General features: G+C 63.8%; 23 protein-coding genes and 2 tRNA genes. 8 read left to right on the forward strand and 17 right to left on the reverse strand.

Annotation, left to right across the window (positions count from 1 at the left end):
- Positions 1 to 20: 20 nt before the first annotated feature.
- The 12 genes from J7E82_RS13235 to J7E82_RS13290 form a co-directional block, all read right to left on the reverse strand.
- On the reverse strand, positions 21 to 923 hold the full coding sequence (locus J7E82_RS13235) for a carbohydrate ABC transporter permease (protein ID WP_214863357.1): 903 nt from the start codon (positions 921 to 923) through the stop codon (positions 21 to 23).
- On the reverse strand, positions 923 to 1,876 hold the full coding sequence (locus J7E82_RS13240) for a carbohydrate ABC transporter permease (protein ID WP_214863359.1): 954 nt from the start codon (positions 1,874 to 1,876) through the stop codon (positions 923 to 925). Before J7E82_RS13240 ends, J7E82_RS13235 begins: the two co-directional genes overlap by 1 nt.
- Before the next feature lie 28 nt (positions 1,877 to 1,904).
- On the reverse strand, positions 1,905 to 3,257 hold the full coding sequence (locus J7E82_RS13245; RefSeq protein ID WP_214863361.1) for an ABC transporter substrate-binding protein: 1,353 nt from the start codon (positions 3,255 to 3,257) through the stop codon (positions 1,905 to 1,907).
- 192 nt (positions 3,258 to 3,449) lie between these two features.
- Positions 3,450 to 3,641 carry a hypothetical protein gene (locus J7E82_RS13250; RefSeq protein ID WP_214863363.1) on the reverse strand — a complete coding sequence of 64 codons (192 nt, stop codon included), beginning with the start codon at positions 3,639 to 3,641 and terminating at the stop codon, positions 3,450 to 3,452.
- A gap of 67 nt (positions 3,642 to 3,708) precedes the next feature.
- Positions 3,709 to 4,368 (reverse strand): SDR family oxidoreductase, encoded by a 660-nt coding sequence (locus tag J7E82_RS13255; protein ID WP_214863365.1) that lies wholly within the window; start codon positions 4,366 to 4,368, stop codon positions 3,709 to 3,711.
- Positions 4,369 to 4,504: 136 nt separating this feature from the next.
- A tRNA-Met gene (locus J7E82_RS13260) sits at positions 4,505 to 4,581 on the reverse strand.
- A 62-nt stretch (positions 4,582 to 4,643) separates the two neighbouring features.
- Positions 4,644 to 4,715 (reverse strand) — tRNA-Thr (locus J7E82_RS13265).
- 127 nt (positions 4,716 to 4,842) lie between these two features.
- A complete protein-coding gene (locus J7E82_RS13270) occupies positions 4,843 to 5,157 on the reverse strand; it encodes a hypothetical protein (RefSeq protein ID WP_214863367.1) in 315 nt (104 codons plus the stop codon).
- A 101-nt stretch (positions 5,158 to 5,258) separates the two neighbouring features.
- The gene (locus J7E82_RS13275; protein WP_214863369.1) at positions 5,259 to 7,373 is read right to left on the reverse strand and encodes a DEAD/DEAH box helicase; all 2,115 of its coding nucleotides are present in this window, start codon (positions 7,371 to 7,373) and stop codon (positions 5,259 to 5,261) included.
- 423 nt (positions 7,374 to 7,796) lie between these two features.
- The gene (locus J7E82_RS13280; protein ID WP_214863371.1) at positions 7,797 to 8,459 is read right to left on the reverse strand and encodes an MOSC domain-containing protein; all 663 of its coding nucleotides are present in this window, start codon (positions 8,457 to 8,459) and stop codon (positions 7,797 to 7,799) included.
- A 60-nt stretch (positions 8,460 to 8,519) separates the two neighbouring features.
- Positions 8,520 to 9,194, reverse strand: coding sequence for a response regulator (locus J7E82_RS13285; protein WP_214863373.1), 675 nt, complete (start codon positions 9,192 to 9,194; stop codon positions 8,520 to 8,522).
- On the reverse strand, positions 9,191 to 10,765 hold the full coding sequence (locus J7E82_RS13290) for an ATP-binding protein (protein WP_214863375.1): 1,575 nt from the start codon (positions 10,763 to 10,765) through the stop codon (positions 9,191 to 9,193). Before J7E82_RS13290 ends, J7E82_RS13285 begins: the two co-directional genes overlap by 4 nt.
- A gap of 147 nt (positions 10,766 to 10,912) precedes the next feature.
- On the opposite strand from J7E82_RS13290, the gene J7E82_RS13295 reads away from it, so the two are divergent.
- The 6 genes from J7E82_RS13295 (at position 10,913) to J7E82_RS13320 (ending at position 16,808) form a co-directional block, all read left to right on the forward strand.
- Positions 10,913 to 11,584, forward strand: a complete 672-nt coding sequence (locus J7E82_RS13295) for a Tat pathway signal protein (protein ID WP_214863377.1) — start codon at positions 10,913 to 10,915, stop codon at positions 11,582 to 11,584.
- A gap of 2 nt (positions 11,585 to 11,586) precedes the next feature.
- On the forward strand, positions 11,587 to 12,804 hold the full coding sequence (locus J7E82_RS13300; RefSeq protein WP_214863379.1) for a glutathionylspermidine synthase family protein: 1,218 nt from the start codon (positions 11,587 to 11,589) through the stop codon (positions 12,802 to 12,804).
- Positions 12,801 to 14,345, forward strand: a complete 1,545-nt coding sequence (locus J7E82_RS13305) for an APC family permease (protein WP_214863381.1) — start codon at positions 12,801 to 12,803, stop codon at positions 14,343 to 14,345. Before J7E82_RS13300 ends, J7E82_RS13305 begins: the two co-directional genes overlap by 4 nt.
- Positions 14,342 to 15,523 (forward strand): acyl-CoA dehydrogenase family protein, encoded by a 1,182-nt coding sequence (locus tag J7E82_RS13310; protein ID WP_214863383.1) that lies wholly within the window; start codon positions 14,342 to 14,344, stop codon positions 15,521 to 15,523. Before J7E82_RS13305 ends, J7E82_RS13310 begins: the two co-directional genes overlap by 4 nt.
- A gap of 270 nt (positions 15,524 to 15,793) precedes the next feature.
- Positions 15,794 to 16,045 (forward strand): hypothetical protein, encoded by a 252-nt coding sequence (locus tag J7E82_RS13315; RefSeq protein ID WP_214863469.1) that lies wholly within the window; start codon positions 15,794 to 15,796, stop codon positions 16,043 to 16,045.
- Positions 16,046 to 16,109: 64 nt separating this feature from the next.
- Positions 16,110 to 16,808, forward strand: coding sequence for a hypothetical protein (locus tag J7E82_RS13320; protein ID WP_308113807.1), 699 nt, complete (start codon positions 16,110 to 16,112; stop codon positions 16,806 to 16,808).
- Between the two features lie 14 nt (positions 16,809 to 16,822).
- Here the strand turns inward: J7E82_RS13320 and J7E82_RS13325 are convergent, their stop codons facing one another.
- The gene (locus J7E82_RS13325; RefSeq protein WP_214863385.1) at positions 16,823 to 18,196 is read right to left on the reverse strand and encodes an MFS transporter; all 1,374 of its coding nucleotides are present in this window, start codon (positions 18,194 to 18,196) and stop codon (positions 16,823 to 16,825) included.
- Between the two features lie 535 nt (positions 18,197 to 18,731).
- On the opposite strand from J7E82_RS13325, the gene J7E82_RS13330 reads away from it, so the two are divergent.
- Positions 18,732 to 19,721 (forward strand): LysM domain-containing protein, encoded by a 990-nt coding sequence (locus J7E82_RS13330; RefSeq protein ID WP_214863387.1) that lies wholly within the window; start codon positions 18,732 to 18,734, stop codon positions 19,719 to 19,721.
- On the opposite strand, the gene J7E82_RS13335 is transcribed toward J7E82_RS13330, so the two are convergent.
- The 4 genes from J7E82_RS13335 to J7E82_RS13350 form a co-directional block, all read right to left on the reverse strand.
- Positions 19,722 to 21,044: a glycosyltransferase 87 family protein gene (locus tag J7E82_RS13335; RefSeq protein ID WP_308113808.1), complete on the reverse strand. Its 1,323-nt coding sequence runs from the start codon at positions 21,042 to 21,044 to the stop codon at positions 19,722 to 19,724.
- A complete protein-coding gene (locus J7E82_RS13340; protein WP_214863389.1) occupies positions 21,041 to 22,240 on the reverse strand; it encodes a cystathionine gamma-synthase in 1,200 nt (399 codons plus the stop codon). The genes J7E82_RS13335 and J7E82_RS13340 overlap by 4 nt, the downstream gene beginning before the upstream one ends.
- 80 nt (positions 22,241 to 22,320) lie before the next feature.
- Positions 22,321 to 23,706 (reverse strand): cystathionine beta-synthase, encoded by a 1,386-nt coding sequence (locus tag J7E82_RS13345; RefSeq protein ID WP_214863396.1) that lies wholly within the window; start codon positions 23,704 to 23,706, stop codon positions 22,321 to 22,323.
- A 91-nt stretch (positions 23,707 to 23,797) separates the two neighbouring features.
- Complete coding sequence (locus tag J7E82_RS13350; protein WP_214863412.1) at positions 23,798 to 24,211, reverse strand: VOC family protein; 414 nt, start codon at positions 24,209 to 24,211, stop codon at positions 23,798 to 23,800.
- A 140-nt stretch (positions 24,212 to 24,351) separates the two neighbouring features.
- On the opposite strand from J7E82_RS13350, the gene J7E82_RS13355 reads away from it, so the two are divergent.
- On the forward strand, positions 24,352 to 25,332 hold the full coding sequence (locus J7E82_RS13355; RefSeq protein WP_214863414.1) for a DNA-3-methyladenine glycosylase: 981 nt from the start codon (positions 24,352 to 24,354) through the stop codon (positions 25,330 to 25,332).
- Positions 25,333 to 25,376: the final 44 nt, after the last annotated feature.

Consider the following 25,376-nt stretch of genomic DNA (forward strand, 5'->3'; position numbering starts at 1 on the left):
TTGTGTTCGGGAACAGAGGGTTACTTAACAGCCCCACGCATGACGCCGGAGAGCACCCAGCGCTGGGCGAGGACGTAGACCACGAGGGTCGGGGCCATGGCCATGAGGTAGGACGCGAACGCCAGGCTGTAGTCGGTGTTGAATTCGCCCTGGAAGAGCATCTGGACCACGGGCAGCGTCTGCAGGGACGGATCGGCGATCATCATCTGCGGCAGTAGGAAGTCGTTCCAGGAGCCGAGGAACGCGAAGATCCCCACGGTGGCGTTCATCGGTGCCAGGAGCGGCAGGACGATCTTGCGGAACACTTGCCACGTGGTGGCGCCGTCCATGCGCGCCGATTCCTCGAGTTCGGCGGGAATGGCCCGCACGAAGGCAATATAGAGCAGCGTATTGAAGGAAATGCCGCCCAAGACGTGCAGGAAGACGACGCCGGCCGGGTTGTCCAGTCCCAGGATCGCGGTTTGCTTGATCAGCGGCAGGATGATGACGGGGAACGGAATGAACATGGCGGACAGGAGATAAACGAAGGATCCGCGGAAGAACCTCCGGTTCCAGTTCCGCACTATGGCATACGCGGCGAGGGAACTGGTGGCGAGGGATCCCAGCACGCTGAAAACGGTAACCAGCGCCGTAGACAGGAACGATCTGGGGAAGTTGGTGGCTACGTAGGCTTCAGCGAAGTTTTCCCAGTGCAGCGGGTTGGGCCACTCAAGCCCTGTTCCGGTGCCAAGCTGTTCCGGTGACTTCAGGGCCATGGCAACCGTGAAGTACAGGGGAACGATGATGGTCAGGGAGGCCACGAGCATCAGCGCCGTGAGGCCCCAGCTGACTTTGAATCCCTCCCGTGGAGTGCGTCGGACCTTCGGCTTTTCCTGCCGGGAACGGCTGTTTTGGGTGAGGCGGGCTGTGATTGAGGCAGTCATTAGAGTGAAACCCCCCGGCGCTGGATGAGGCGCAACTGGATGACGGAGATGAGCAGAGTGATCACGAAGTAGATGACGGCGTTGGCCATCTGGTAGGCATAGTCGCCTCCGGTGAAGCCGGAGAAGATGCGCATGGCAACGGATTGGGTGACCATTCCGGGACCGCCGCCGGTAAGTCCAACGATGATCTCGTAAGTGCCCAGGAAGCCTTTGAAGCCGAGGATCACGTTGATCACGAGGTAGCCCATGATGAGCGGCAGCGTCAGGCTGCGGAACTGGCGCCAGGTCCCGGCGCCGTCCATGCCCGCCGCTTCGTAGACCTCGGAAGGGACGCTTTGAAGGCCTGCGAGGTAGATGATGGTGGCACCGGGCGCCGCCTGCCAGACAGTCACCAGGACAATGGCGAGCCAGGCCCAGTTCTCATTGGCGAGGATGCTGGACGTCAGGGGGGTGATGCCGAAGCGTTCGGCGAGGACCGGCAGGGTGTTGGAGAACAGGTAATTGAAGACGAACGACACGATGAGCCCGGACAGCACCATGGGAATGAAGAAGACGGTGCGGATACCTGTGCGCCACTTGATCCGGGCGTTCAGTCCAAGGGCGATGGCAAGGGCCACCACGTTAACTACCACGGTGGTGGTCAGCGCGAAGAGGAACGTAAAGACGTACGACTGCAGGACAGCCGGGTCCTTGAAGATGTTGACGTAGTTGGCAATGCCGACGAACTTCCAGTCTCCGTAGCCGGCGTAGTTGGTCAGGCTGAAGAAGAAGCCGACCAACGCGGGCAGGGTGATGAAGAAGGCGAAGAGTGCCAGGACGGGGACGATCATCCAGTAGTAGGTGGGATCGATTTTCCCGGCGGAACGGCGAGGGGCGCCGGGGGTTTGAGGGCTGGTGGAAATCTTTGCGGGAAGGTCTGCGTTCTGCAGCGCCACGCGTGATGTTGTAGTCATCTTTGCTCCAGTTTTCAACGGGTGGCGGTCAGATTGCGGTGCGTTCGGCTACGCGGCGCCATTCGGCGTCGAGGTCGGCGAGGAACTTGTTGCCGTCCTTGCCATAGACGAACGCCTGCAGGTAGTTGCCCACCGGCACCGCCGGCGGGAAATACGTTCCGGCGCCCTGGTAGTAGCGGCCTTCCTTGACGAACGGGGCGAGCCCGGTGATCTGCGGATTGCTCGTGACCGCGGCGTCCTTGAGCGTGGAGAATGCGGCATTCTTCTCGTTGAAGGCGTTGACGACGGCGGGCTGCAGCAGGTAGCTGACGAACCGCTGGGCGGCCTCCATGCGCGGCGTGTTGCGGGCGATCAGCAGCGCCATATCAACGTTGACGCGCACTTTGGCGTCCTCGGGGTTGTTGCTCACAGGCAGCGGGAACATGCCAAGCCGGATGTCCTTGTTGGCCTTGACCAGCTCAGACAGCGCCCACGGACCCTGCAGGTACATGGCTGCCTGGCCTTTGCCGAAAGCCGCATTTCCGTCGGCGTAGTTCTTGCTGGCGGCGCCGGGCTGGGCGAAGCCGGCTACTTCCAGGATCTTGGGCAGTACAGCCCCGAAGTTGCTGGTAAACGATTCCCGTGACGCCGAGCTAATGTCCGCGCCCTTGGCGTTGATGGCCGTAAAGAACCCCTGGACGTCCAGGGTGCCGCCGGCGACGTAGTCGAAGGCACCCTGCTGGATGGTCCAGTGATCCTTGTACGTTCCGTAGATGGGAGCGATGCCGGCCGCCTTGAACGTGTTGCAGGCTGCGACGAACTCGTTCCAGGTAGTTGGAACCTGGACACCGTGCGCGGCGAAGAGATCCCGGTTGTAGATCACTCCGGCAGCGGCCAGGGAAAACGGCAGGGCGCTGGTCTCGTTTCCGTTGTATTGGCCCCAGGAATTCACGAGTCCCTGGACCTTGGGATCGATGGTGGAAGCGGCAGGCAGCCCCGAGAGATCGGCGAAGATTCCCTTCCGTGTGAAGTCGGCGGTGGCCTGGGCATAGCCGCGGGTCATGACGTCAGGCGGATCGTTACGGACCAGCGAGGGGACGAAGTTGCCTTCGTTCGAGTCCTGCACCACGTGGATGTCCGGATTCAGCGCCTCGAAATCCTTGATGACCTGGTTGAAGTAGCCAATAACTTCCGGCTTGTTCTGCATGAAGCGGATGGTGGTTACGCCGGTTGCCGAGGCAGGCGACGAGCAAGCGGTAAGCGGGATCAGCGCAGCTGCGCCCACTGCGCCCGCGGCCTTGAAGAGCGAACGCCGATTAAGCGAACGCTGTCCCAATGCGTCCAGGGCCGGGGGCTGCAGCCGTCCGGGGCGCAAGTTTCTGGATGGGGTGGAGATCAACATTGCTCCTTTGCAAATTGTGGGCGGGTAGACCCAAGGCATCAAAGTCAATTGAGGCTAGATTTTAGGTTTATATTTAGAGTCTAAATTTAGTTCCTCAAGTATTATGTGGTGAACGCCACACGAGGTCAATAGCGATGTTGGAAGTTACGGCTGCTACACCGCAGCTATTGCGAGCACCCGCGCGATGGGCGACTACCAGAGCGCGTCGACGTGACCGGAATCGATGATCTGGTGGTCATCCTGTCCAGTGAACGGTTCGGTTCGGGCGTCCTTGGGGACGGCCGGCTGCTGCATGGCAAGGTGGTGGAGCCGGCGAAATGGCCCGGAGCTCGTGGTGATTGGCGGCGCCGTGGCAGATTCGGCGTCGGTCCTGCTGGATTCCATTACGGAACACGCGGCGGAGTACACAGCCACTGCCGCACGAGTGGCCGTCTCGCCGCTGGGCGATTGCCTAGCCTGCGGTCTCCAACGCTGCGGCTATGGGCATAGTTCCATCCCGAAACCTGATGGTGCGGCCGGCCGTTTCCGGCAGGTCCAGCACGGCTGCCGCAACAAGCGCCACGTTGGCGCGGGATGTCTCAGCCCCGGTGGAGGCATCGGCGGGGTCGACGTCGATGAGCCCAGTACCCGGGCCACTGGTCAGGTTCCCAGGGCCCAGGATGGTCCAGGCCAGGGTCGTGGAGCGAAGGTATTCATCGGCAGTAGCCTTCGCGTCCGCGTATGGATAGAAGCCGCTGTCCACGGGAATGCCATGGTCCGGGCGGGAGCCGATGTAGGAAACCATCACATAGCGTGTGACACCTGCCTCCGCTGCCGCATCCATGGAGCGAATGGCTGCGTCCCGGTCTACCGCGTACGTCCGCCGGGGATTGCCTCCGCCGGCACCAGCCGACCACACCACGGCGTCATGCCCCTGCATGACGGCGGCGAGGTCCGCCGTCGTCGTGTCTTCAACGTCCAGCACCGACGGCGTGGCGCCCGTTTCCACGACGTCGTCCGTGTGGTCCGGGTTGCGGAAGAACGAGGTGACCTCGTGCCCCTCTTCCACGAGGACTTTGGACAGTTGCAATGCCACTTTGCCATGGCCACCGATGATTGCGATGCGTGTCATTGGCCCATTCTGTCCCAAACCGTCGCGACTGACTCGCACTTTGTTGACCTTAAAACCGCTGTTCCCGACAACAATTTCGTACTAGTCGGGGTGGGGACAAAAAATCCCGCAGGCTGGGCGCCTGCGGGATTTGGAATGGTAGCGGTGGGGAGGCTCGATCTCCCGACCTCACGATTATGAGTCGTGCGCTCTAACCAACTGAGCTACACCGCCACGAATGGGAAAAAACCCGTGTCAAGCCGGTCAAAACCGCCTTGACACAGGCTCCCATTCAGAGCCCCCCACCGGAATCGATCCGGTGACCTCGTTCTTACCAAGAACGCGCTCTACCACTGAGCTAGGGGGGCAACGAGTAAATACTCTACCGGAAGATTTCACCATCAACAAATCGGTAATCGCGCCTGAAAGGGGACGCCGCAACAGTTGCACAGCAGCCTTTTTTGCCCCCTTAAAAGAGACCAAAAACGCTCGAAATCAAGGCTCCTCGGTGGCCTCCTCGCTGCCCGCCTCGGTGGCTGCTTCCTGGGCTTCTGCTGCCTGCTCGGCCGCTGCCCGTCGTGCAGCCTCTGCACCCGCCTCCTGCTGGACAGCGGCGGCCTGCCCGGCTTCCGCGCGCTGCGCTTCCGCGGAGGCTTCTGCGGTCTCTTGTTCTGCCTTTTCCTCCTCGGCCGAGGCACGAACACCGACCACCGGTGCGCCCCCTTCCTCGGCGATCTTGTCCTCCGCAGGGTCATGAGTTCGCCTGCCGCCCAAGCCAAGGTTCTTCTTCACGTCATCGAGGAATCCCATGAGCCAAGTCTTTCCGACCCTGTGACATTTGTCATGCACCTTAAATGGCTATGGACCGGCTCGAAAGCCGGCCCATAGCCAAAGGTCAGTCAAGACCGCGCTTACCACTTACCCTTGCGGTTGAAGTCGCGGTGGCCGCCTTCGCTGCCGTGGCGCGGCTTGCGGGCCCCGTTGCCGTGGCCGCCGAAACGCGAATCGCCGGCCTGGCCGCGGTCGCCGAAGCTGCCACGTTCAGGGCGCTCGCTGAAGCTGCGCTCGGAACGGTCGCTGTAGGAGCGTCCGCCGCGATCTGCCGAAGAGCGCTCGCCGTCGTTGCGACGGAACTCCTTCTTGAAGCCGCCGTTGCCCTTGAAGTTGCCGCGACCGCCTTCGCGGTCACCGTAGCCGCCGCGGCCGCCTTCGCGGTTGGGCTTGCGGCCGGAGTCCAGCTCGAGGTGGATCAGTTCGCCACCGATCCGCGTGCGGGACAGGGCACGCAGCTGGTCCTGGCTCAGGTCCGCCGGAAGCTCCACGAGGGTGTGGTCCGAACGGATGTCAATGCCGCCGATCTGGCTGGAGGACAGGCCACCCTCGTTGGCGATCGCTCCCACGATGGAGCCGGGCATAACGCGGTTGCGGCGTCCGACGGCGATCCGGTAGGTTGCGTTGCCTTCGGTCAGCGCGCGGGTTGGGCCGCGTGAGCCGAAGCCGTCCTTAGAGCGTTCGCGCTTCTGGAACTCGGGCGCGGCGGGCAGGTCCTTGACCAGCAGCGGCTGGCCGCCCTGTGCCATGACTGCCAGGGCAGCGGCGATTTCGGCAGCCGGAACCTTGTGCTCTTCCTCGTAGGAAGCGATCAGGTCGCGGAACAGCGAAACGTCCTCGGACTCGAGCGTCTCCGTGATGCGCTCGGCGAACTTGCCCAGGCGCAGCGAGTTGACCGTCTCCGCCGTCGGCAGGTGCATCTGCTCGACAGGCTGGCGGGTGGCCTTTTCGATGGCGCGCAGCAGGTACTTCTCGCGCGGGGTCATGAACAGGATGGCATCGCCGGCGCGGCCGGCACGGCCTGTGCGGCCGATCCGGTGCACATAGGACTCGGTGTCGTGGGGGATGTCGTAGTTGACCACGTGGCTGATGCGTTCGACGTCGAGGCCGCGGGCGGCGACGTCGGTGGCGACCAGGACGTCGATGCGGCCTTCCTTCAACGCCTCCACGGTGCGCTCACGCTGCTGCTGCGGGATGTCGCCGTTGATGGCGGCAGCCTGGAAGCCACGCGACTTCAGCTTGTCCGCGAGGTCCTCGGTAGCCATCTTGGTGCGCACAAAGGCGATGACGCCGTCGAACTCTTCAACTTCAAGGATGCGGGTCATCGCGTCCAGCTTGTGCGGGCCCATGACCTGCAGGTAGCGCTGGCGGATGTTGGTGCCCGTGGAGGTCTTGGACTTGACCGAAATCTCGGCGGGATCGTTCAGGTACTGCTTGGACATCCGGCGGATCTGGCTCGGCATGGTGGCGGAGAACAGCGCAACCTGGCGGTCCTCCGGCGTCTGCTGGAAAATCTGCTCAACGTCCTCGGCGAAGCCCATGCGAAGCATCTCGTCGGCTTCGTCAAGCACCAGGTACTGAAGCTCGGACAGGTCCAGGGAACCCTTGGCAATGTGGTCGATCACGCGGCCCGGGGTACCGACGACGACCTGGGCGCCGCGGCGAAGGCCAGCCAGCTGGGGACCATAGGCGGAGCCGCCGTAGACGGGGAGGACGGTGAAGTCCTCCATGTGCTTGGCGTACGAGGTGAAGGCCTCGGCGACCTGGAGCGCCAGCTCACGGGTGGGGGCGAGCACGAGGGCCTGGGTCTTGCGGGACGGGCCATTGAGGTCGTGGAGCTCAGCCAGGCGGGACAGCGCGGGGACCGCAAAAGCGGCGGTCTTGCCGGTACCGGTCTGGGCGAGGCCGACGACGTCGCGGCCTTCCAGCAGCAGCGGGATGGTGGCTGCCTGGATGGGAGACGGCTTCTCGTAGCCGACGTCCTGCAGGGCTGCGAGGACGCGTGCGTCGAGGCCGAGGTCGGTGAAGCGAACGCCGTCTTCGTCCTCGGAATCCGTGGCGGGAGCGTCTGCAACGGGAGCCGGTGCAGCGTCTGCTGCGTCTACAACGTCGGCAGCGGCAGCCTGCTCAGCAGCGGGCGTCTCGACGGTCTCGTCGGCCGGCATCTCGTTGGTTTCGTTCAGGTTTTCGGGCATTAGGGAAGATTCCTCATCCATGGGGGGCCAGGCGGAACAGCCGAGGCGGGCTGAACCGCAGTACAGGTTGCAGCTGACCCGGCATAATGCCTGGTTGCTTGCAAGAAGTCCGGCGCTGTCGCAATCCCACGGCAGGACTTCGCGCTGCATCTCTTGGCTGCTATCCCAGCAGTCTGTACAGCGTTTTCTTCAGCCGGCTCTCCCTATGAAAATGCCCGCGCACAGTTGCGGGCCCCAACACTTGCCAGTCCTGCCTCAAAAATTGGGCAGGAAAAAGGGATTTCCGGAGTGGGGGATATATCCATTGTAGGGCACGGATCAACGTGCCCTTGACCAGAGGGTCGACGACGGCGGTGACCTTGCGCACACAGGTCCCGTTTGGGGGGCCTGCACACGGCCGGGGCCCTTGGAGTGGCGCCCGAGCTAGATTGTTGCCCCGAAGCGCCGCATCACCTTCTCGAATTCTTCGCGGTACTCGGGCTGCAGGCGGATCTCACCGTCGGCCTCGGCGTCGAGCAGGGTCTGCACGTCTTCGGGAGTGGGATCGCTGAACCATTTGCCCACAGTGATTCCGTGCCGGGGAACGAAGAGGCGGTGAATGTGGTCGCCTGCCTCGATGGTCCCGGTCTTAACCACCCGCAGGTAGGTACCGACCCTCCCGGCCTCGGTGAACCTCCTGATCCACTGCGGCTCGCCCATGCGCCGCTGGAAGGTGTCGCAAGGAACCCTGGGCGAAGTAACTTCCACCTCCACGTCCAGGCCGATCTTCCAGCGTTCTCCGATGACGGCGCCTGTGGCGTCGATGCCACTGACGCGCAGGTTCTCACCGAAGATCCCGGGAGGGAGCTCCCGTTGCAGCTGCTCCTGCCAGTAGTCCGCATCCGCCTGTGAGTAGGCGTAGAGCGCCTGGTCTTCGCCGCCGTGATGGACCCGGTTTGCCTGCACGTCTCCGTGGAGCCCCAGTTTGTGTACCTTGACAGGACCTTCTACGGGGCGTTTGTCGATGGCAGTCACGCCCACACGGCCCTGGTCATCTTCCAGGAGCTGGTGGACGCGGCAGACTGCGATCACTTTTGCGGTATCCATGGCAACAGTCTACGGACGCCAGGGCCCGGGTCGAAGGCAAAATCCGCTATTTGCCGCTGCTCAGGGATCGAAGCGGTAGCCCATTCCGGCTTCTGTATGCAGGTGCCGTGGAACCGAAGGATCTTCCTCAAGCTTCCGCCGCAGCTGGGCGACGTAAACCCTCAGGTACTGCGTTTCCTTGGCATAGGCCTGCCCCCAGACCTGCGTAAGGAGCTGCTGCTGCGTCACGAGCCGGCCCGGATTTCGTACCAGGATCTCCAGGATGCTCCATTCTGTGGGGGTGAGCCTCACCTCCTTGCCGCCCTTGACCACCCTCTTGGCGGCGAGGTCCATCACGAAACCGGCGGTGGCAACCGTGGGAGATTCGTTCCTCGGCTCTGCCCTGCGGGAGGCCGCCCGCAGCCTGGCGAGCAGCTCGTCCAGGCCGAAGGGCTTGGTCACATAGTCGTCCGCACCGGCGTCGAGGGCTTCCACTTTGTCCTCGGAGGCATGGCGGGCCGACAGGACGATGATGGGCATGGTGCTCCAGCCACGGAGTCCGCGGATGACGTCCACGCCGTCCATGTCAGGCAGCCCGAGGTCAAGGACCACAATGTCCACAGGCTGCGTCGCGGCCGCCTTTAAGGCGTCGCGGCCCTTGCCCACTGTCACTGCCCGATAGCCGTGGGCCTGCAGGTTGATCTGCATGGCGCGTGCCAGCTGGGCTTCGTCCTCAACGATCAGCACTACGCTCATGCGGTACCCCCGGCCCCGATGCCGGATGCTGTTTCGGTATCGGCGCCGGAACCTGCTCCGTGACCTGTCCAAAGTGGCAGGGTAATCACTATTGTCAGGCCTCCCCCGGGCGTGGGCTCGGCAGTGAGCGTGCCGCCCATGGCTTCCGTAAAGCCCTTCGCCACGGCCAGGCCCAGGCCTATTCCACCGTCTCCTCTGCGGCCTGAGCTTCCCCCCGGCGCATCGTCCCGGCGCTGGAAGGGCCTGAACATATCCGCCTGAACGGCGGGGTCGAGACCTGGACCGTGATCGATGATCCGTAATTCGCCGGCCGGCCTGGATCCTACCGTGATCCCGGCGCCGGAACTCCCCGTGAGCACAATGTCGGAGTCGGGAGCATACCTCACCGCGTTCTCCACGATGTTGGCCACCACGCGCTCCAGCATCCCAGCGTCGGCTTCAACCTGCGGAAGGTTGGGCGGCAACTCGTTGCGCACCCGCTCGGCCGGCACCCCTCTCAGCGCCTCGTCAAGCACGTCCTGCCAGGCAATCCCGTCGAGAAGCGGGTTGACGGCGTCGGCGGTAATCCTGGACATATCCAGCAGGTTGTCAACCAGGTGATCCAGCCGGTCCGCATAGTTCTCGATCGTGGCGAGGAGTTCCCGCTCATCTTCCGGCGCAAAGGTGACGTCCTCCTGCCGAAGGCTGCTGACGGCGAGCTTGATGCCGGCCAAGGGCGTCCGCAGGTCGTGGGAGACGGCGCGCAGGATGGAGGTACGCATCTTGTTGCCCTCGCTGAGGCGCAGATTGTCCCGGCGGCTTTCCGCCAGTTGCTGGCGCTCACGAAGAGCCACCACATAGGCCCCGAACGCCCCAAGCATGCGGCGCTGCTGTCCGGATAACGGCCCGCCGTTCAGCAGAAGCGTGTACTGGGGGTCGACGACGGCAGTGTGGTCTGCGGCAGCGCGGGTGACGGGCGGATTGTTACCCGAGGTTGCCAGCACCCTCCAGTCCGCCTCTGCGGCGGGATAGTCGGGCGGCCTCGAAGCCAGTGGCTGCGGCGGCGGCGTCGACACCAGGGTGACCGCATCCATCCCAAGGCTCATCCGGACCTTGTCCAGGAACGACTCGAGCGTGCCGTCGGAACGCAGGATCTGCAGTGCCAGGCTGCTGAGCGCTGTGGCCTCCGCGCTGGACCATGCGGCCTCCTGTGCCCTTCGGCTGGCCAGTCCGACGGCGAGCGCCACCCCGCCGGCGACCCCCAGGAAGATGACTAGGGTAAAGAGCGTTGAGGGGTCTGCGATGGAGAGCGACCCCACCGGATCGGCCGAGAAGTAGTTCAGCAGGAGGCTGCCCAGAACGGCGGCAACGATTGCAGGCCACAGCCCTCCAATGGCCGCCACCGCAACAGCAACCGCAAGCTGAAGCAGCAGGATGATGGAGAAGTTCCGGTAGCCGACCAGCGTGACCAGGACCTCGATGCCGGGTGGCAGGAGGAGGGCAAGCACCATGCCCATGATCAGCCGGCCCCGGCCGATACCCCGCACTGAGGGGAGCTGGAGCCCGGTGGAGTTCTTTTCCCCTGCGGCCATGGCTCAATTCTGGCACGCTCGCATCCGCCGTTCCGACGAGCCGATATTGTCCGTGTCCGCGCAGCTAGGCAGGTACTAGGCTTGCATCAGTAATCCGACTACGGCAGTGTCCGGAGCCATTCTTCACTGTCAGTCCAGGGGGATGACATGGACCCGAACCACGATCAGGAGGGGACGCCAAAGTCCCGGCCCGACGACGGCTCGCGGCCCGACGACGGCTCGCGGCCCGACGATGGCTCGCGGCCCGACGATGGCTCGCGGCACGAAAAGGGGTCTGTCCCGGAAGACGCCCAGGACTTGCCGAAGCCCCCACCGTGGCAGGTTCCCAAACCAGAGCTACGCCCGGACCTGCTCAAGGAGCCCATACCCGCCGTCGACCCCTTTGCCCGCGAGCGCGCGAAGGAGGCTGAGCACCGGAAGAAGCGTTCCCAGCGCCGTACCGTCGTCGTCGGCCTCGGCGTCACTGCCCTGCTGGCGGGCACCATCACCGCGATCGTTGCAAGCAATGAAGAACCCGACTATGCGCAGGTGTGCTTCAACGACGAAACCGGTGAACGGGTGGAAGACGTCAACTGCGGCAGCTCCGAAGGCCGTGGGTCCGGTGCTTATGCCTGGTACTTCTTTGCGCGGGGCACTGCCGTCCCGCCGATACGCGGCACGATCCCGAACAACTCCACGTATACAAGGACACTTCCCTCGGACGCCAAGGCGTCCACCGGCTATAGCACCCAGGGCGGCACAGTGAGCCGTGGCGGCTTCGGCGGCAGCGCCAAGAGCGGCACCAGCGGCGGTGGCGGCGGAAAGATTTCGGGGGGCTAGGGGTGAAGAGACTGTCCTCGACACCCCGGCCGGACTGGAAGAAAAAGATAGAGGAACAAGGGCTGGTGTTTTCCACCACAACGATGCCCGACGGCCGCAAGATCGAATACTGGAACGAAACCGCCTACTACGAATTCAGCATGGGCGAGGTGGAAACCCTCGAGAAAACGGCCGAAGAGATGCACCTCATGTGCCTGGAAGCAGCCAGGTTCCTGGCCAGCGGGGCCATGGGCGGCATTGGAATTGGTGAACAGGCGCTGGAACTCGCGGCGGAGTCCCTGCAGGCCGGCGACATGGATATCTATGGCCGCTTCGATTTCATCTATGACGGGCAGGGCGGCCCGGCGAAGATGCTGGAGTACAACGCGGACACCCCCACGGGCCTGATTGAGGCAGCCATCGCCCAATGGTTCTGGCTCCAGGACGTCTTCCCCGGGAAAGACCAGTGGAACGGCATCCACGAAGCCCTGATCCGCCAATGGAGGAAGCTTCAGTACCGCACGGGCATGAGCACCCTTCACGTGGCCCACTCGGAAGCCGAGGAGTCCGGTGAAGACTGGATGACCGCCGCCTACATGAGGGACGTGGCCGACCAGGCCGGTTGGACCACTATCGGGATCAACATGTCCGATATCGGCTGGGACCCCAATCTGAAGCGGTTCGTGGACCTGGACAACTTCATGATCAGCACCATCTTCAAGCTGTACCCGTGGGAAGTGATGATGAAGGAGCCTTTCGGGCACCGGCTCCTGGAACGCGCCCACAATCCACGGTGGGTGGAGCCTGCCTGGAAGATGCTGCTGTCGAACAAGGCGCTCCTCGCCGCGCTATGGCATTTGTATCCCGGGCATCCGAACCTGCTGCCGGCATATCTAGGTGACCCGGGCCCCCTGAACGAGTGGGTGGCCAAGCCCCTGCATGGCAGGGAGGGCGACAACATCAGGATCCATGCCCCGGGGATCGAACTGGAGCAGCCAGGCGAATACGGGCGTGAAGGCTGGTGCTACCAGCAGTACCATGCCCTTCCGGACTTCGACGGCAACCACCCGGTCCTGGGCCTGTGGGTTGTAGACGGTGAGTCGGTGGGCTGCGGCATCCGCGAATCCGACGGTCCCGTCACTGACTACTTCTGCCGTTTCGTCCCGAACACCATTGATGCGCCGGCGCCACTAAGCGCGGCCAGGGCAACAACAGCTGCAGAACGGGGAATTGCACTATGAGCACGGAAACATCGACGCCGGCCCAAGGGCCCTCCGGTGCCGCGGCAGTGCCACGGAAGGGCCTGCGCGCAGGAATCCTGGACCTTGGCGACTCTGTCATGCTGGGCCTGGCATCAACCGCTCCCGTCTATTCGCTGGCGGCGACGCTGGGCCTGATCGTCGCAGTCAACGGCAACTACACCCCGCTGATCCTTGTGCTGGGTTTCATTCCGGTGCTATTCATCGCGTTCGCCTTTCGGGAACTCAATAGCGCCATGCCTGATTGCGGCACCACCTTCACGTGGTCGCGGCGTGCTTTTGGGCCTTGGGCGGGATGGCTTGGCGGCTGGGGCGTGGCGTTGGCGGGAACCATAGTACTGGCCAATCTGGCCCAGGTTGCGGGGCAGTATGTCTGGCTGCTGGTGGGCGACGGCTCCCTGGCAGAGAATGCAGTCCTCGTCACAGCCACGGGCGTGCTTTTCATAGCCCTCATGACTGTGGTGAACTACCGCGGCATCCGCCTCGGCGAACATGTCCAGCGGGTCCTGACGTACATCCAATATGTCTCTCTGGGCATCTTCGCCCTCGCGATCATCATCGGGATCGCCAGCGCCACCCCCGGCGGTCAAACCCTCGATGGGGAAACCATCATCCAACCCTTCGATTTCGAATGGTTCAATCCGGCCGGCGCGTTTGCCGACCCGGGTGCCGTAGTGCAGGGCGCGCTCCTGGCTCTCTTCATCTACTGGGGCTGGGACACGTGCCTTGCCCTCAATGAGGAGACAGAGAACCCCTCCCGCACGCCTGGCCGGGGTGCCGTCATCTCGGCCGTCCTGTTGGTGGCAATCTACGTCTCCATCGCACTCCTGGTCATGATGTACGCCTCGGCGGGCACGGAGGGAATCGGGCTGGGCAACAGCAGCAACTCCAACGACGTCTTCGTGGCCATGAAGGACGTGGTGCTCGGCCCCTGGGGCTGGGTGATCGTCGTCGCCGTCCTGGCCTCTGTGTTGTCCTCAACCCAGGCGACCATCCTCCCCACGGCGCGCGGGACGCTGTCCATGGGCGTCCATGGGGCCCTCCCGCCGAAGTTCGGCGAAGTACACAAGCGGAATCAGACCCCCGGCTTCTCCACCACCGTCATGGGCGTCGTCGCCGTTTCCTACTACGTCGCCATGAGCCTTCTGAGCGAGAACCTGCTGGCCGATTCCATCAGCTCAATCGGCCTCTTCATCGCCTTCTACTATGCGCTGACGGGCTTCGCCTGCGTCTGGTACTTCCGCTTCACGCTGCGCCAGTCCCCGCGGAACCTGTGGTTCCGGGGCATCTTCCCGCTGTTGGGCGCCCTCGCGCTCACGGCCGCCTTCTTCATTTCGGCTGTGCAGATGTGGGATCCGGCCTACGGTGATACACAGATATTTGGCATTGGAGGATCGTTCGTGAGTGGTGTACTGCTTCTGGCCGTTGGTGTGGTCCTCGCCATCGTCTGCCGTTTCGCCCCTTCCACCCGCAGTTACTTCACTCGGGCGCAGCCTGCTCCGGGTCAGCAGGTTCGGGCATGAGCGGCGCCCCCGGTTCGTCGGACGTGCTGCACCTGGACGCGCTGCTCTCCGAGGAGGAACTTGCCCTCCGGGAAAAGGTAAGGGACTTCACGGACCAGCGCATTCGGCCCAACATCGCCAGCTGGTATGAAGAGGCCGTCTTTCCCCGCGAGCTGGCCCCTGAACTCGGCGAGCTTGGCGTCCTGGGAATGCACTTGTCCGGCTACGGCTGCCCCGGACGCACCGCCGTCGAATACGGGCTAGCGGCATTGGAACTTGAGGCCGGCGACTCCGGCATCCGGACCTTTGTCTCGGTGCAGGGATCCTTGGCCATGACCGCCATTCACAAATGGGGCTCGGAGGAACAAAAAGAGGAATGGCTGCCGCGAATGGCGGCGGGCGAGCTGATCGGCTGTTTCGCATTGACGGAGCCGACGGCGGGTTCGGACCCATCGTCGATGACCACCACGGCGCGCCGCGACGGAACAGGTGACGACGCCGGCTGGGTCCTCGATGGCGCCAAACGCTGGATCGGCCTGGCCTCCCTGGCAGACGTCCTTGTGGTCTGGGCGATGACGGACGACGGCGTCCGGGGCTTCCTGGTGCCCGCAGGAACACCGGGACTGGTGGCAACGCCCATTGAACCCAAGCTGTCCATGCGTGCTTCGGTGCAATGCGATGTGACATTCGACGGCGTGAGGCTGGGTCCTGAGGCGCTGCTCCCGGCAGCGCTGGGGCTAAGGGCACCGTTTTCCTGCCTCAACGAAGCCCGCTATGGCATCGCCTGGGGTGCAATGGGGGCTGCCCGGGACTCGTACGAGGCGGCATTGGAGTATGCGACTGGGCGGCTCCAGTTCGACAAACCGCTGGCGGGCTACCAGCTGACCCAGGAAAAACTGGTCAATATGCTCGTCGAGATCCAGAAGGGTACCTTGCTGGCCCTGCATCTGGGACGGCTGAAGGACGCGGGCAAGCTCCGGCCCGAACAGATCTCGCTGGCCAAGCTGAACAACGTCCGGGAAGCCCTCGCCGTCGCCCGGGAAGCCCGAACGATCCTGGGCGGAAACGGCATCACGCTGGACTATCCGCCCTTACGCCATGCGAACAACCTGGAATCGGTACGCACCTACGAGGGGACGGATGAAGTGCACACCCTGATCCTCGGGCGGTACATCACGGGCTTGCAGGCGTTCCGCTAGGAAATCCCCTGCTCCCCCTCTTCTCAAACCGGCGAAATAGGTCCATCATTCTGCTAACCTCGTTCGGATTTGGCAACGGTCTCAGGGTCAGGAGGCTGAGTGCATCTACTAGTCGTTCCTCGGTGAGTCGCCCCGAGAAACCCCTAATCCGCGCCCCCGTTGAGGGTCGTTGGCACGTCCCCAAGGTCCCAGCGCGGTTTCGCCAGCGCTGCCCACTCATGTCCCATGGTTGGCCTCCGCCGCAGCCGCTGGAATCCAATAATTCCAACGATGAAGGGCAACGCAGATGTTCCAGCCAAAAAGAAGACAAACAGCGTTCGGCACTGCATTAACGCTGTTTCTAGCAATGGCCACAATGGCGTCCTGTGGCGCTCCTGGCTCTCCCGGTTCCACCACCACCGCAACGACAACCGAAACGGCCTCGCCCACGGAGTCCCCGACAGGGCTGTCGGAGACTACGTCTCCGACAGCCACCACGGACGCAGCAGGACTGTGTGGACCAGGCTCGGCGATCAACTTTGATCGCGCCGCTTTCCCGGCTTCCCCTAAGATCGACAATCAATGGTTTCCGCTGAAGCCCGGGACGGTGATCACCACCATAGGCCAGGTCGAGAACGCCGAGGGAACCACGGAACGGATCGTCACCCACACGGTGACCGGCCTGACCAAGGTGATAGACGGGGTGAAGACGCAGGTGTTGTGGGACCGGGACTACGCTGACGGGGAGCTGGTCGAATCCGAGCTAGCCTTCTTTGCACAGACGGAGACCGGAACAGTGTGGCTCTTCGGGGAATATCCGGAGGAATTCGAGAACGGTACATTCATCGGAGCTCCAAATACGTTTATTCACGGAAGTTCCGGGACCCAGGCCGGTATTGCCATGCAGGGTCAGCCCCGCACGGGAACCCCTGAATATGTCCAGGCCCACGCACCCGCGGTCAACTTCCTGGATTGCGGAAAAGTCTTCGAGGAACACCAATCCGTGTGCGTCGCTGCCGGCTGCTACGACGATGTGCTGGTAATCGATGAGCACAACCCTTTGGAACCGGCAGTGGGCCACCAGCGGAAGTACTATTCGGCAGGCACCGGACTGGTCAAAGTTACAGCCGAGGGCGGCGATAACCGGGAGACCCTGGACCTCGAAAAAATTGAGCAGCTAACAGACGCCCAGCTGAAGGAAGTCAACGAGGAGGCCTTGAAACTCGACGCGCACGCCTACGAGGTCAACCCGACCGACTACGCAAAGACGCCCCGTGCCGAAGTGGCGGTGAGCACCGTCGGCTAGCGGTTTGAGGGGGCCTACTTCACGGGGGCGGCTACAGGATCCCGCTCCCGGAGGGCCGCGTCCTTGCGCATTGTGGCGCTGATGACGGCGGCAATGGTGCACATGGCCGCGGCGCCGATCCAAGCGTAGGTGTAGTGGCCGGTCGCATCACGGATGACGCCCGCAAGGACAGCTGCCGCAGCGGCTCCAAGCTGATGGGCGGCAAAAACCCAGCCAAAGACAACCGAGCCGTCGTCCCCGAAGACGCGCCGGCAGATCGCGGCGGTAGGCGGAACCGTGGCCACCCAGTCCAGGCCGTAGACCACAACGAACACCACCATGCTCGGCTGGACCGAGGACCCCAGCAGCAGCGGCAGGACCAGCAGGCCGAGGCCGCGGAACTGGTAGTAGACGGCCAGGAGCACCTTTGGATTGAAGCGGTCGGTCAGCCAGCCGGACGCGATGGTGCCCACGATGTCAAAGATCCCGACGACGGCCAGCAGCCCGGCCGCCGTCGTCTCCGGCATGCCGTGGTCATGGGCCGAGGGAATGAAGTGCGTGCCGATCAGGCCGTTCGTGGTCGCGCCACAGATGGCGAATCCTGCGGCGAGGGCCCAGAACGTGCGGACCTTGCTAGCGCGCTTCAGCACCTGCAGCGCCTGGACGGCGGCGTTGACGCGTGGGGGGCCTGCCGCCGTCATCCTCTCCGCGGACGCCCCTGCTTCGCCTGACTTAGGGTGGGTCGGTTCGGCTTGGGTTGGTTCAGCACCGTAGGGCAGGACGCCGACGTCGGCCGGCGAGTTTTTGAGCCAGCGCAGCACAAGCGGGACTACCGCCAGCGCACCGGCGGCAATCAGCAGCGAGGCTCCCCGCCAGCCGGGGTCCTGTGCAAGTACTGCGATAAAGGGAAGGAACACGAGCTGCCCGGCGGCGCTGCCTGCCGTCAGGATGCCGATGACCAGTCCGCGGCTTTTGGCAAACCACGTGTTGGCAATGGTTGCCGCGAACACCAGCGCCATGGATCCCGTGCCCAGGCCGATCAGCACGCCCCACGTCAACAGGATCTGCCATGACTGGTTGACCAGCACGGTGAGGGCGCTGCCCAGGCCGATCAAGCAGAGGGCAAGGGCCGTCACCTTCCTAATGCCGAAGCGCTCCATGAGTGCCGCGGCAAACGGTGCAGTCAGCCCAAAGAGGACCAGGTTGATGCTCACCGCGCCGGAGAGCACTGTGGTGGACCAGCCGAATTCCTGCTGTAGCGGGACCATGAGGACGCCGGGCGCGGCCCGGAAACCGGCGGCGCCGACCAGCGCGAGGAAGGCGACGGCGGCGACGATCCACGCAGGGTGGATCCGGTGCCGCTGTTGTTCGCCTACAGTGCCCTCGGTCACGTTGGGTTCCTTATGCATCACCGGCTCCTGTCAAGGGCTGCATTTGCGTTTGGACGCGCGTCTGGACCAGACGGATCGTAGGGCATACGGAGAGGCTAGTTAGCTTTTCCAAAGAAAGCCATTTGGTCGGAATGTCTTTCGAGGGCCGGTACTCAGGTAGGGGTGCCTGGCCGAAGTCCAGTTGAGTGGCCGTCAGCATCGTGTAGCAGGTATTCCCCTCCGGAGAGCGCGAGTATGCCCCGTACGCCTCCGCTTATTGACGGGCAAAAAGACGGGTAGCGCCTACTCGTGTGGGCAGAAGCGCCCATTAATAAAATCGATTACACCCTAGGGCCCATGAATTGTCGGGACTGCCGCCTCAAGCGGCCGCCCCGGCGATTCATGTCATCGGTAATGCGTCTGGTCACTCAAGCTCTGGATGCGTGCTGCCAGTGGTCTCATGCAACCCGTATCCACTTTGGTCTCGCCTTGAGTGCTTCCATGCCTCGCGTTCCCGGCCCCTGGGTCTGCCGTCCGGCCGGCCCCCACAGAGCAATCAACACTGGGGGTTCCCATGAACTTTCAAGGCGGCAATCAGCCTGGAAGCAATCAGCCTGAAAAGGCTAGAACCATCGCACTTACCAGGCGACCCGGATTTCCCTGGCTGGATCATAGAGCCAAAGTAGCCATTGTTACGGCCACGCTCCTTGTTGGCGTCAGCGTGGCTGCGGTGATGTCCGGATTGGGCTCTTCAAACGCGGATCCCGGGGAGGAGACCGGCCGGATCACATCCGCAGGGCAAGTGGTCCCACACGTGCCCCCACAGGAGGCAACATCTGCGGAAGCAGCAGCAGACCCGAGTCCCGAGCCTCAAGGGGCTGCTCCTGGGGACGCTGCTCCTGGGGATGCAATTCCTGAACCACAGGCAGCAGCTGTAGACGTAGCCGAACCGGCCCCTGCCGAGCCGGCGCCCGTTGAGCCTGCTCCGGCTCCCGCTGCCGACGCGAACCTCTATACGGTAGTAGCGGGTGACACTGTGGGCTCAATAGCTGCCAGGTTCGGTGTTGACGTGAATGCCATGCTGGCGGCCAACGGGCTCACGGCATACTCGATCATCGTCCCGGGACAGGTCCTGAAACTCACGGGGCCCGCCGTGGCAGTCGCGCCGGCTCCTGCACCGGCTCCCGCTCCGGCCCCTGCTCCCGCTCCGGCACCGGCACCCGCTGCTGCACCCGCAGTCCGGACCATCTATGTTGCCGGGTCAGGTGGGCAGGAGATGGTGGACCGCTGCATAGGGCCAATCCATTTCACCCCGACAGACGCCTACTCACTTTTCATCACTGAGCATGACTTCTGCGGCGGCTGGGCACGCTTCTCGGGCATCGGCGTCGGGGAAGTTGTCAGTATCCCCGGTTACGGGACATACACCGCCACTGCACGCGGCCAGGTTCCCCAGGGCGGCACCACCAACAATGTGGCATCCGTTTTTGGCGGCTTCCCCCGGGCCATCCTGCAGACCTGCATTCCCGGCACCAACCAGATGCTGCTGATAGCCCTGAACTGATCACCATCCGTCCGGCTGGTTCTCAACCGATAGTGACCTAACGGCGTCGAGCTTCCGGCGGGATGGCCTGTAGGCAAGGGCCCAATACACCAGCAGTGCCGCTCCACACAGCACGCCCAGGCTCGAAACCATAAGCTGCCACTGCGTTTCAGGGTCCTTCCCCCACTCCCTGGCCCCCGCCCATACCGCAAGGTACTTGGGGGTCAGATAGAAGGCCACTGCACTGACCGCGACAATAATCCACCCGGCAAGGCGCATACGCCCGGCACGGGAGGGCACACGGTGCATCGCGAAGGCCATGCTGGGAAGCGCAACGGCGATCCACACCCAGTGGTGCGACCAGGAGACCGGGCTGATGAGCAGCATGAGTACCGCCGTGGCGGAAACCGCCACGAAGTTTTCGTCGGCGGCCACGGCCCACTTGATCACAAGGGCGGCCACTGCGATCAGCGCGAGGGACAGGATCAGCCACAGCATGCTGGTCGGGCCGCTGTCCGGCAGGCCGAAGTGCAGCAGAAGGCCTTTGACGGACAGATTGTCCACATAGCCGGGGCCCCCGATTCGTCCGGTGTCGGGCAGGATCTTTGTCCAGAACGCCACCGAAGCATTAGGCAGTATCGTCCACGCCAGGGCGATCGAACCAAAGAAACCCACAGCCATCCAGCCAAGGGCCTTAAAGTCCCGGCGCACCAGGTAGTAAAGCCCGAAGACCAGGGGCGTCAGCTTGATACCCGCGGCGATCCCGGTCAGCAGCCCCGCCGGCCAGCGCAACTCCCCGGCACGCGACTTTCCGTAGAGGGCAAAGTCCGCAAGGATCACGCCCATCAGGATGATGTTGATCTGGCCGAAGTCGAACGTGTCCCGCCACGGCCCCAGCAGCAGGATCGCGGCCGCACCTAGCAGCGCGACGGTCCTGAAGCGGGCATCGGCAAACGCGTCCCGCCAGCGCTTCATGCCGAAATAGTGCCGCGACAGCCAGGCGGCGACAACGCCGGCGCCGACGAGCGCGGTGCCGGTGAAGACGAATCCGCTGACGGTCGGGCTAAACATGGCCAGGGCGGCGAAAAGCAGCGCGGCGAACGGCGGATAGGTGAACGGCAGGCCGTCGCGGGGCGCATACAGTTCGTGGGCTCCCATCTCGCCGGTCTGCAGCACGCGGTTGCCGCCGTAGTAGTAGACCTCGAAGTCGTTCAGGAGCGGAATGTACGCCGAATACAGAACCCATAGGGCGACGACGACGGCGGCCCCGCCTGCCGCCGTCGCGATCCAGCCGAGGGCAGAGGCGCGGACGACGGCGGGTGTCGCCAGGCGAGGAATTGTCACAGGGCGCTGATCCTCGAGAACGCCTGATCCAGGTCGCCGATGAGGTCTTCGACATCTTCGATGCCGCACGAGAGCCTGAGGAGGTTGACCGGAACCGCGAGCTCGGTGCCCTTGACGGAGGCGTGCGTCATTTCGGAGGGATAGTTCATGAGTGATTCAATGCCACCGAGGGATTCGGCGAGCGTGAAGATCGACGTCGATTCCGCCACCTTCCTGGCCGCGGCTTCACCGCCCTTGAACTGGACCGACACCATGCCGCCGAACTTCTTCATCTGCTTCGCGGCCAGTTCGTGTCCGGGGTGCGAGGGAAGTCCCGGGTAGAGCACCGCCTCGACCTCCGGCCGCTCGAGCAGCCACTCGGCCACGGCCTGAGCGTTCTCGCTGTGACGGTCCATTCTCACCCCGAGCGTCTTCAAGCCACGTGTCGTCAGGAAAGCGTCCATCGGACCGGACACAGCGCCGACGGCGAACTGCACAAAGCCGATCTTCGACGCGAGTTCCGGGTCATTGACCACCACTGCTCCGCCAACGACGTCGGAGTGGCCGCCGATGTACTTCGTTGTGGAATGGACCACCACATCAGCGCCCAACGCGAGGGGAGTCTGCAGGTAGGGCGAGGCAAAAGTGTTGTCCACCACCAGCAGTGCGCCGGCCTCGTGGGCCACAGCGGCCAGTGCCGCGATGTCCGTTATCTTCATGAGCGGGTTGGAGGGAGTCTCCACCCAGACGATCCGGGTTTTGCCGCCGCCGGCTGGAGCGTTCGCGGAACCGCCCGCCGCTACCGCCCTGGCCACGGAGTCAAGATCGGACATATCAACGGGAGTGTTGCCGATGCCCCATTCTCCGAGCACTCGGCTAATGAGCCGGTAGGTGCCGCCGTAGGCGTCGTTGCCAAGGACGATGTGGTCACCGGGCCTGGCGATGGCGCGGATTAGGGAGTCTTCCGCAGCCAGCCCTGAACTAAAGCTGAAGGCTGCCGTTCCGCCTTCAAGCGCAGCAAGCTGCTCCTGCAGCGAATCCCTGGTGGGGTTGGCGCCACGCCCGTATTCATAGCCGTTCCGAAGTCCCCCGATGCCGTCCTGGGCGAAAGTGGAGCTGAAATGCAGCGGCGGGACAACGGCGCCGGTTAGGGGTTCGAAGTCCTGGCCGGCGTGCACGGCGCGGGTATTGAATCCTGGGTTCTCTGGAACGGACATTGAAGATTCCTTTCGGCCGGTGGTCGGGTTTCGACAGGCTCAACCACTGGACTGGAGTTTCGGCGGGCTCACCCACAAGGTTAGTGGCTGAGGTACGCGAGGAGGTCGTGGCGGGTAAGGATGCCTACCGGCGCACCCACGAACGTCACCATGACGGTGTCGACGTCGGACAGGAGCTCCCGCGCCGCGGAAATCGTCTCGAGGGAGCCGATCACGGGCAACCGCTCCCCCATGTGCTCGGAAATCTTGTCCGTCAGTTTGGCTTCACCGCGGAACAGCTTGGTTGTCAGCGTCCGCTCGTCGACGGCGCCCAGGACCTCGCCCATGACCACGGGAGGTTCCTGTGAGAGGACGGGGATGTGGGAGACGCCGAATTCGTTCATGATGTTGATGACATCGCGCACGGTTTCGTTGGGATGGATGTGCACCAGGTCCGGCATCTCGCCGGTCTTGGACTTGAGTACCTCACCAACCGACGACTCCTCGCCACCCGAGAGGAAGCCGTAGGAGCGCATCCACTTGTCGTTGAAAATCTTGGCAAGGTAGCCGCGGCCGGAGTCCGGCAGGATCACCACCACCACGGCCTGTTCATCAAGGTCCCGGGCAGCCTGGAGCGCTGCCACCACAGCCATTCCCGAGGAGCCGCCAACCAGCAGCCCTTCTTCCCGGGCGAGTCGGCGGGTCATTTCGAAGGAGTCGCCGTCGCTGACCGCGATGACCTTGTCCGGCACCGTCTTGTCATAGTTCGCCGGCCACATGTCTTCGCCTACACCTTCGACGAAGTACGGCCGCCCTGTCCCACCGGAGTACACGGATCCTGCCGGGTCTGCACCGATCACCTTGACGCGGCCGCCGTCGGCTTCTGGACGGTTGGCGGACACTTCCTTCAGGAAGCGGCCCGTGCCCGTGATGGTGCCGCCCGTTCCCGCGCCGATCACAACATGCGTGACTTTGCCGTCGGTGTCCTGCCAGATTTCCGGGCCGGTGGTTTCGTAGTGGCTGCCGGGCGCGGCCGGGTTGGAGAACTGGTCCGGCTTGAACGCACCCGGAATCTCCGTCACCAGCCGGTCCGAAACGCTGTAGTAGCTCTGCGGGCTGTCCGGCGCCACGGAAGTGGGCGTAACCACTACCTCCGCTCCATAAGCCTGGAGTACCGCCCGCTTGTCCTCGCCGACCTTGTCGGGAACGACAAAAACGCACTTATAGCCCTTTTGCTGCGCAACTAGCGCCAGCCCGACCCCGGTGTTGCCCGACGTCGGCTCCACAATGGTCCCGCCCGGCTTGAGCCTGCCGTCCCGCTCGGCCTCCTCGATCATCTTCACTGCGATACGGTCCTTGATGGACCCGCCCGGGTTGACGTATTCCAGCTTCACCAGGATCGTGGCCTTGATTCCTTCGGTCACATGGTTGAGCTTGATGAGGGGGGTGTTGCCGATGAGATCCAGGACGGACTGGGCGTACTTCATAGGTACAAAGTTACCGTGAAGAGGCCCCTGCCCTTTGCTGGCAGGGGCTTAGGACACGGACACTGCACAGTAGGCCTCGGGTACCCTTCCGCTAGCCTGCCTCCCCCTCAGCGCCGGCTTCCCCCTGCGGCAGGTTCTCCCACAGCCCCATGATGTTGCCCTCCGTGTCCTTGAAATAGGCATAGAAGCCCATGCCCGGGATCGAGTCCTTGGGCTGGAGTACTGATCCGCCGAGTTCCTCGATCTTGCCCAGCGTTGAGTCGATGTCGTCAACGTCGACTGTGATGACCGGCGTCGTCAGTTCCCCGTCCCTGGCCATCATGCCCCCGTTGATGGCTCCCGGCTCGGTGGGAAGTCCCGTCGTCTCGTCCCGGGGAGTTGTGATCACGCTGCTGTAGTTCATCTCCGGTATGGGGTCGATCCTCCAGCCGAGGGCCTGACTGTAGAAGTTCCTCGCCCGCTCCTGGTCGTCCGCGGGGATTTCGAAATGTACTACTCCACCCATTGCGCTCACCTGACACTCGAAGGAAGGACGCGGCCGGCCCGCGCCACAGTTGGGAGTTTAGCTGCGGCGCCTGCCCGCGTTAAGACCTTTTCAGGGTCATCTTCGGGGTTCTTGCCACTCGGGCGTGGGACGATGGTCGCATGACCATAGCAGACGTTCCCGCCGGCCTTGCCGCCGCGGCGGACGCCTCGCAGCGATGGCATCCGGGCCACCCGGTCAACCTCCTGCAGACGCTCAGCCCGCTAATGCGCGGCAACGGCGACCCCTCGTTCTCCATCCGGCCTGACGGCCTGTGGACGGCGTTCTCGACGCCGGACGGACCCGCAACCCTTCGGCTCACCGTCACGGGTCGGTCTGACGAACCCGCCGTCGATGCCCAGGCTTGGGGTCCCGGCGCCGCTCTTGCCATAGCCGGCGCGCCTCGGCTCCTTGGCAGCGAAGACGACTGGAGCGGCTTTGATGAGGCCACGTTCCATGCGACGCTTCCGCGCCTGGTGAGGGAGGCACGACGCCGGAACCCGGCGCTGCGGCTGCCTTCCACCGGGCGGGTGGTTGATTCCCTCGTCCCCACCATCCTGGAACAGAAAGTCACCACGATTGAGGCGCGTCGCGGCTATCGCTACCTGATGTACCGCTACGGAACAGAGGGACCAACCGCCGGCCACGCAGGACCTCCGAGCCTGATCGTTCCCCCGACGCCCGCCCAGTGGCTGGCAATTCCTTCCTGGGAATGGCATAAAGCGGGCATAGGACCCCAGCGCTCCGCCACAGTGATGCGGGCGCTGCGTTCCGCCGTCGCGCTCGAACGGCTCGCCTCCGTTCCGGCGGCCGAAGCCGGCATGAAGTTGCGGACGATCCCAGGCATCGGAATCTGGACGGCTGCCGAAGTACTTCAGCGGACCCACGGTTGCCCCGATTCCATTGCCATCGGCGACTACCACCTGGCGTCTTACGTTGGCTACGCCCTGACAGGGCGCAAGACCGACGACGCTGGCATGATCGAACTCCTTCGTCCATGGCAGGGGCACCGGCAACGAGTGGTCAGGCTGCTCGGCCTCAGTGGGTTCCGAAAGCCCGCGTTTGGCCCAAGGATGACCATCCAGGATCACCGCCGGCACTAGCTCCCCCCTCTTTAAACCAACGCGGGGTCACTTAGCGCCCATTC

The organism is Arthrobacter sp. ISL-30, from assembly GCF_018613855.1.
GTDB lineage: Bacteria > Actinomycetota > Actinomycetes > Actinomycetales > Micrococcaceae > Arthrobacter.